Origin of the sequence: Clostridium ihumii AP5, from assembly GCF_000612845.1 — a bacterium.
Taxonomy (GTDB): domain Bacteria; phylum Bacillota; class Clostridia; order Clostridiales; family Clostridiaceae; genus Clostridium_J; species Clostridium_J ihumii.
On record NZ_CCAT010000061.1, the window covers coordinates 1 to 6,842 of the forward strand.

Genomic DNA, 6,842 nt, shown 5'->3' on the forward strand with positions numbered 1-6,842 from the left:
AGGATATAAGTTATATAGAAACTCTTCATAAAAATAGTAAAGGCTGGATAACTAAAGCTCAAATTAAAAATAGTGAATATACTCAATGGCACTATAAATATAAAAATTTATTGGAGTTAAATTTTGCTGATGAAAATATATATATTAGCATGAATACATTCTTTAAACCATCTAGGAGAATTGAATGTATAAAAGAATTAAAAGCAAATTTTATAGATTTAGATATTTATAATACTAAATTTACAAAAGAACAAATCATTATGAATTTAGAAGAAAACTATTTTAATAGAAGTATTCCAAGACCTAATATTATTGTAGATAGTGGCAGAGGTTTATATTTGATATGGTTAATTAATTCTGTACCAGGTCAAGCATTACCATTGTGGAAAGCAGTAGAAGAATACTTATACAAAGAATTAAAAGAATTTGGAGCAGATAGAAAAGCATTAGATGCAGCAAGAATTTTACGAGTACCGGAAAGTATAAATTCTAAATCAAATAGTAAAGTCAAAGTAATAGATCATTATGAATACACTTATGATTTAAGAGAAATACAAAATAATTTTTTACCAGAATTAAAACCAAAAGAGAAGAAAAAAGGTAGACCAAAGAAAGTTATATTTGTACATAGAGAAAGAAGTCTATATTATGCAAGGATACAAGATTTAATAAAGCTTTGTGAGTTAAGAAAATATGATTTAAAGGGGCATAGAGAGCTAATATTGTTCCTATATAGATATTATCTATGTGTATTTACAGAAGACGCAGAGAAAGCTTTAAATGACACTTTAGAATTAAATAATGAGTTTATATATCCATTAAAAGAAAAAGAAGCTATAACTGCAACTAAGAGTGCAGAAACATGTTACTTTAGTAAAGATAAACAGTATAAATATAAAAATGAAACTCTTATAGAATTGTTAGAGATAACGGAAGATGAACAAAGGGTAATGACTACAATTATTTCTAAATCAGAATATAAAAGAAGAGATAGAATATATCAAAAGAATAAATATAATGAGAAATTAAAAAAAGATGGTAAGATGTCAAAGAAAGAAGAGTTGAAATTAACAAGAGAAAAAATAAAAAACCTTCGATTAGAAGGCTTTAAAAATAAAGAAATAATGCAAATGTTAGGTATTAGCAGTACCACAACATTCGAAAGACATATATCATACTTAAAAAAGAATGGGTTTTTATAAGCTCATTCTTTTTATATTTATATCAATAAGTATATTATAATATATTTCATTTAAAAAACTACCCCCATTTTTTCTCGGCTTGTATTATAGGGAACTTTGTTCCTGTTCTTAATTTACAGAAAGAACAGACCCTTGTATAATTTTAGTATTGGTTTAATTCACTATTGGGGGTATTTTAGAGAATGAGTACAAGAAAAAAAAGAAGTTTGGATTTACAAGAAAAACTTGCATTGAAAGAGCTTCAGAAAAGAAATAGTATTCAAAGAAAGAATATAAACAAAGTTAAAGAAAGACAGATAGAAAAAGGAAGTAAAACTTTTAGAACTCATATAAAGACAGTTCCTTTAATGGATTGTGGTACTTGTGAAGAATGGGGTATAAAAGTAGAAGATAAGGAACGTATAGACGTAGACCCTGAACTTATGAAGAAATTTGTAAAATTAAATACAATTGAGGATAAGTTAGAAAGAAATGATACTATATTATCAACTCTAACATTTAAAGAGTTTGATCTTTACGTGAAAGTATTTTTTAATAATGTAAAAATATATTATATTATAGATGCTGTTCATTTTTACAGAGTAGAATCTGAAGTAATCAGTATTCATGAATGGTTTGACTTAATAGATAACGAAAGAAAATACCTAAGAAAGAATCATATTTTATTTATAACTAATGAATATACAGAAGTTGTTGAAAGAATAGCTCTACTAAGAAAAAGGAACTTCAGATTCTCGAATGGGGTTGGTTACACTAAGGAACATTTTATAGAAAAAAAATACTTTGATAATGTTATTATGAAAGTATTTCAAGATGAAGTCATGTACTATGAAGAAGATTTATATAAAAATGATTATGTAGAAATATAATTAAATAGTATCTATTGTTTTATAGCTTTTAAAACGTCAATAGAGAGCATTCTGTATATTGCAATGTGTTTTTACATTTGTGTTTGAAAAATGTTCTTAGAATTCATTTAAGCAACGTTTAAATGATTCATATAGAAAAAATTATAGAAATGGATAAAAAATAAAGCATAAAAAGAAATATTACAATAGGTATCAAATTTTTTCAGCTTGTATTATAGGAAAATTGTTCCTGTTCTATTGAATAGACCTATATAAAAGTTTATACTAGATTATATTTTACATATATGAAAGGAGTTTTTTATGAATAATAAGTTAAAAAATACTATTGAGGAATTTATAGAACATTATGGTGAGGATGAAATTGATAGGTATATAGATATGCATGATTTTAATTCAGAAGATGATGTAATAATACCACTTAAGGATTCTAATGATTTATATACCTTAACAAGTGAAAACTTTGATTTATTTAAAGCTGATTATGAAGAATATTTAGACAATATTTCACTTAATGAAGATGATAGACGTGGATATCAAGATATTGTGGAAAATATTAACAAGGATTAACATTTACATTAAAAAAGATATAGAAATAGATAAGAGTCAAAATATAAAGCTTAATATTCAAACTATAGCTAAAAGGTTCTAAAAATCATTTATAGAGTTATTTTAGTTTTATCTTTTTTCAATTTAAAATGTTGTAAAATAGACATTCTGTAGGCAAATATAGAAGTGTAGGAAGAACAGTTTCAGTTGTTGACACTTATGATTTAATTTAAGAATGTTTATAATAAAAAAATGATAAAAAGTGTTCCGACTTATGATCCTATATATAATAAATTAATTAAGGAAAAATCAAAAGCTATTGAGTAAAATGGTTTCTATAGACTTTTTTTCATAAGGAGAAAGCTTAGACAAATCTAAGCTTTTTTTTGTATAAGCACCTAAAAATTCATTTTCACCAGTGTAAATATAATCCATATAGCAATCTTTTAATAAATGTTTCACTTTTTCATAAACCAAATCATTTCTTACGATTATAGGTCTTTTTAAATTATTTTTTGAGGTAAAATATCTATTAGAATTATTATTTTTATCTTTATCTTTAAATAGATATTTTGTTATATTTCTGAAGCTGTTGTCACTATTGTAAATTTTTTTTACATTAACTGAACCATAAGACCAAAAATTTTGTAATATCTCATGAGAAATAATTGGGAGTCCAAAATATACAAGGTGCAAATGAATATTTCCGTTTTGTTGAAGTTCTGAAACTCCAACATATTTAGCAATATATCCATAATTACGTTTTAATCTCTTGTGAAATAATTTCAATCTATCTTTAGATTGAATTTTAGAAACGTTTACATTAAAGGTGAAAGTTAAAAACTTAGCTGTTCTATTATCAGTATAATAATTGCAAGCTAGTAACCTTTTTACTTCTTTGATAGCTCTAGTTGTAGTTTTTTTATTAATAGCTTCTTTTTCTTCCAAAGAAGGTGTATTTCTAGTTGTAACTTTAGGTGTAGTTTTTTTATAACCAAAATATTTAATATTGTCAAATTCAGTAACTTCTAAATTATTTCCACTTAGAATTAATTCACTTATGAAATGTTTACGCATTATTCATCACCTTCAAAACCTTCAAACTCTGCATTTTCTAGCAACATAGATATTTTCATTATTTCTTTTTCTGTTAAATCTCTATTTAGCATTTTTTTAGATTCAGAGTATATTTCCTCAAAACTCATATTTGTAAAAATCATAAATAAATCCTCCTATGGATAAAAAACAAGTTCAGCTAATCTTATGAAAATAAAATTTTCTTCATGTGAAAAATTTGGAGTATATGAATAATGGTACAAAGTATTAGATACCAATTTTAATTGGTCTAAATTTAAAATAACATTATTTTTAATCAAAGGTTCAATGTCTTTGCACTCTGGATTTGACTTTAAAGCAATTTTAATATTTTTTACATCTGTTTCCGTTAATTCTAATTGTTTTTTAAACATTTTTGGCAACCTCCTTTATTGCAGTTTCTAAATCTAAACTTAAAATATTACAGATTTTAATAAATGTTTCTAATGTTAGATTACAAGTTCCAGTTTCTAGTTTGTTATAGCTAGAAGTGTATTTGTAGCCTAAAGTTGTAGATATTTTCTTTTGACTAATATTTTGTTTTAGTCTTTCTTTTTTTAAAAATGTTAAATTCATTTTTGTTCAGCTCCTTTACATAACATATTACTGTAGCAAAATTTGCTATTAACATTACATAAAAAAAAGATGAATATTTTTACTATAAGATTTGTTCTATATATACATAGAACTTAGAAAAAAGGCTTTAAGAATGTTAAAAATTGAGTATTTGAATAGATAATAAAGCATTGTTGTAGCTGGAGTTGTAGAAATATAGATTTTTTTAATAATTTAGTAAGAAATCCCGTTTTGAAAAAAATTATATATAAAATTAAATTTTCATCAAAACACCTAGTAAATCTATATAGAAGAAGTCAAATTTTAAAATTTTCCGAGATGCACTAGGTTATATATAGTGTTTGTATATACCTTTATAAGTTGCCCCAGGTATGTCATTCCCCTTCGGGGTAGTAGAAAAATCCATCCTTCGGAAGATGAAACAAAGGCTCACTCATCCCCCCTTCGGGGATTAAAATTTGCTCTTTTTTAATAGCAGCAGTAGAACCTAAGAAAGAAAAGCTTTATATCCTTTGGATATGGCTACCGTCTTCCACAACTAACTCGCAAAAGCTTCGTTGTTATTCCAGTTGGTGTTATGAATATTCAAATAATTACAATAATTATAAAATTCATTACCTTTATTGGAATAATGTGTTAATATAATAAAAAGAAAAAAATTTTAGTATATTAGGAGTGTGAAATATGTCAAGACTAGCAAATTTTGAATGTGAAGCTAATGAGGATATGTATAATCGTTTCCAAGAACTAAAAGAACAGATTATAGAAAGAAAAATAGAATTAAAAATAAAACAGTATAATGCTGAATATAAAGATTTAAAAAATACATTAGAAATGAAAAAGGAAGAGTTGGAAGACTTAAAAAATGAAATAGAAAGTTTAGAAGAAGATATTGAAGATATAAAAGAAGAATTAATACCATTAAATGAAACTATTGAAGAGTATGAAGGATTAAAAGAAGAATTAAAACACATAAATTATATATAAAACATAACGCAAACTCAATATAATTTTTATTATATTGAGTTGTATTTTTACATAAAATGGAATAAAAATCGTACTGATTTATATAAAAAGATGATATTTCAAGATGTATCATCTTTTTTATATAAATATATAAGTATATCTAATATAGATTAATTTTATATCTTAGAAGAAGTTATATACGAACAAAAATCGTACCGTCCTTTTTATATCTTTAAAATAGTGATATTAAACATAATCTTATTGAATAGTATGTGTCTTTTAAATTTGATACATAATGATAGAATAAGTATTATCAATGTGTTAAATTAATAGGTACAAGATTTGGAGTGTGTTTATATGTATGATGATTTGATAAAAAAAATACAAGAATTAGAGAAAGAGAATGAAGAGTTAAAAAAGGAAATTGTAAATGTTAAAAATAAATATAAAAACTTTGGAAGGCAAAAAATGCTAAACAAAAATGATATAGAGAATATAACATTATTAAAAAGTCAAGGAACAACAATAAAAAAATTACAGGAGCTGTATGGTTGTAGTAGAAGTACAATTCAAAGAGCATTAAGAAAATAGGTAAAATATAAATAAGAACTGAAGGAGTTGCAGCTGCTTCAGTTCTTATTTTTAATTTAAAGCATATGTAAGAAAATATTTAAATTAATATAGTCATTGATTTAGTAGTCCTTCGTTAATTAAATAATTCCTTATCGCTATATTTACTATGTCGGATTTACTTATGTTGTTACATTGCTCATATTGTTTTAGCTTTTCCAACAACTCTAAATCTAAATTAAAAGTTGCTTTTTTTCTGTTGGCTTTATTAAAACTCATAGCATCAATAATATTTACACCTTTATTATTCCTTGTGGTTTTAACAAGTTCAACTAATTCATTTCTTATTAGAAGTAATTCTTTAATTGCATCAATATCTGATTTAGTTAAATCATTTTGTATTTTGCTAGGCTTAACTTCTTTTGCTATATATTTAGGTTGATATTCCTTTATTATTCCATTGTTATTATTGGATGTTGTAGTAGCTGTATTACTTTCAATTGCCTTTGTTTCCTTAATTATTCCAGTATTATTCCATTTGAATTGTTTATCTGTTTTATCATATATATAATTTGATCTATTTAATTTTTTCCTTAATGTATCTTTTCCCATTTTTAGTTCTTTTTCAATCCGTGTAATGCTAGAACCTTCTTTTAATTTACCATTAACAAGTTCAAGTAATTCATTAATAGTCATTTCTTTAGTATTCCCATTCATAGTATCACTTCCTTCCTTAATTATTCCATTGTTATTTATATGATAGCACACTTTCAATTCTTAATGATTTGGTTAAAATAAAAAAATTATTAAAAATTAAAAAAATTAAAAGGAAAACTGGAGTACCAGTAATTGCTCTAGTTTTTTAGTTTCTATAAAGTTACGGAATAATGTATAATAGAAGATAGTTTAGTCGAAAGGAGGGGGAAAAAATAGGACAAGCATTAGAAGAAAACAGTAAGGATATAAGTTATATAGCTGTCTCTTATACACATTCTGACGCTGCCGACGAAGAGGATAG

The 6,842-nt window shown here is 24.7% G+C and carries 10 protein-coding genes; 5 read left to right on the top strand and 5 right to left on the bottom strand.

What is annotated here, in order from left to right:
• Window positions 1-5: 5 nt before the first annotated feature.
• The 3 genes from BN346_RS11220 to BN346_RS11230 all read left to right on the top strand — a co-directional run bounded on the left by BN346_RS11220 (window position 6) and on the right by BN346_RS11230 (window position 2,638).
• Window positions 6-1,202 carry a hypothetical protein gene (locus tag BN346_RS11220; protein WP_051540330.1) on the top strand — a complete coding sequence of 399 codons (1,197 nt, stop codon included), beginning with the start codon at window positions 6-8 and terminating at the stop codon, window positions 1,200-1,202.
• Window positions 1,203-1,384: 182 nt separating this feature from the next.
• Window positions 1,385-2,071: a hypothetical protein gene (locus BN346_RS11225; RefSeq protein WP_040328669.1), complete on the top strand. Its 687-nt coding sequence runs from the start codon at window positions 1,385-1,387 to the stop codon at window positions 2,069-2,071.
• Window positions 2,072-2,371: 300 nt separating this feature from the next.
• Window positions 2,372-2,638: a hypothetical protein gene (locus BN346_RS11230; protein ID WP_040328670.1), complete on the top strand. Its 267-nt coding sequence runs from the start codon at window positions 2,372-2,374 to the stop codon at window positions 2,636-2,638.
• 288 nt (window positions 2,639-2,926) lie between these two features.
• Here BN346_RS11230 and BN346_RS11235 read toward each other — a convergent pair whose 3' ends face one another.
• Genes BN346_RS11235 through BN346_RS11245 form a run of 4 tightly spaced genes read right to left on the bottom strand, consistent with a single transcriptional unit; the run spans window position 2,927 to window position 4,288 of the window.
• Window positions 2,927-3,694 carry a rolling circle replication-associated protein gene (locus BN346_RS11235; RefSeq protein WP_040328672.1) on the bottom strand — a complete coding sequence of 256 codons (768 nt, stop codon included), beginning with the start codon at window positions 3,692-3,694 and terminating at the stop codon, window positions 2,927-2,929.
• Window positions 3,694-3,837: a hypothetical protein gene (locus tag BN346_RS21685; RefSeq protein WP_158644485.1), complete on the bottom strand. Its 144-nt coding sequence runs from the start codon at window positions 3,835-3,837 to the stop codon at window positions 3,694-3,696. Before BN346_RS21685 ends, BN346_RS11235 begins: the two co-directional genes overlap by 1 nt.
• A 12-nt stretch (window positions 3,838-3,849) precedes the next feature.
• Window positions 3,850-4,086 (bottom strand): hypothetical protein, encoded by a 237-nt coding sequence (locus BN346_RS11240; RefSeq protein WP_040328674.1) that lies wholly within the window; start codon window positions 4,084-4,086, stop codon window positions 3,850-3,852.
• On the bottom strand, window positions 4,079-4,288 hold the full coding sequence (locus BN346_RS11245; RefSeq protein WP_040328675.1) for a helix-turn-helix domain-containing protein: 210 nt from the start codon (window positions 4,286-4,288) through the stop codon (window positions 4,079-4,081). The genes BN346_RS11240 and BN346_RS11245 overlap by 8 nt, the downstream gene beginning before the upstream one ends.
• A 684-nt stretch (window positions 4,289-4,972) precedes the next feature.
• Between BN346_RS11245 and BN346_RS11250 the strand changes: the two genes are divergently transcribed.
• Window positions 4,973-5,275 carry a hypothetical protein gene (locus BN346_RS11250; protein ID WP_040328677.1) on the top strand — a complete coding sequence of 101 codons (303 nt, stop codon included), beginning with the start codon at window positions 4,973-4,975 and terminating at the stop codon, window positions 5,273-5,275.
• Window positions 5,276-5,611: 336 nt separating this feature from the next.
• The gene (locus BN346_RS11255) at window positions 5,612-5,845 is read left to right on the top strand and encodes a helix-turn-helix domain-containing protein (RefSeq protein ID WP_040328678.1); all 234 of its coding nucleotides are present in this window, start codon (window positions 5,612-5,614) and stop codon (window positions 5,843-5,845) included.
• 93 nt (window positions 5,846-5,938) lie between these two features.
• Here the strand turns inward: BN346_RS11255 and BN346_RS11260 are convergent, their stop codons facing one another.
• On the bottom strand, window positions 5,939-6,541 hold the full coding sequence (locus tag BN346_RS11260) for a hypothetical protein (RefSeq protein ID WP_040328679.1): 603 nt from the start codon (window positions 6,539-6,541) through the stop codon (window positions 5,939-5,941).
• Window positions 6,542-6,842 lie beyond the last annotated feature (301 nt).

Bases quoted from the DNA above. Each gene is read 5' to 3' on its own strand.
- BN346_RS11225 (WP_040328669.1), top strand. From the start codon at position 1,385: ATGAGTACAAGAAAAAAAAGAAGTTTGGATTTACAAGAAAAACTTGCA.
- BN346_RS11230 (WP_040328670.1), top strand. From the start codon at position 2,372: ATGAATAATAAGTTAAAAAATACTATTGAGGAATTTATAGAACATTAT.
- BN346_RS11235 (WP_040328672.1), bottom strand. From the start codon at position 3,694: ATGCGTAAACATTTCATAAGTGAATTAATTCTAAGTGGAAATAATTTA.
- BN346_RS21685 (WP_158644485.1), bottom strand. From the start codon at position 3,837: ATGATTTTTACAAATATGAGTTTTGAGGAAATATACTCTGAATCTAAA.
- BN346_RS11240 (WP_040328674.1), bottom strand. From the start codon at position 4,086: ATGTTTAAAAAACAATTAGAATTAACGGAAACAGATGTAAAAAATATT.
- BN346_RS11245 (WP_040328675.1), bottom strand. From the start codon at position 4,288: ATGAATTTAACATTTTTAAAAAAAGAAAGACTAAAACAAAATATTAGT.
- BN346_RS11250 (WP_040328677.1), top strand. From the start codon at position 4,973: ATGTCAAGACTAGCAAATTTTGAATGTGAAGCTAATGAGGATATGTAT.
- BN346_RS11255 (WP_040328678.1), top strand. From the start codon at position 5,612: ATGTATGATGATTTGATAAAAAAAATACAAGAATTAGAGAAAGAGAAT.
- BN346_RS11260 (WP_040328679.1), bottom strand. From the start codon at position 6,541: ATGAATGGGAATACTAAAGAAATGACTATTAATGAATTACTTGAACTT.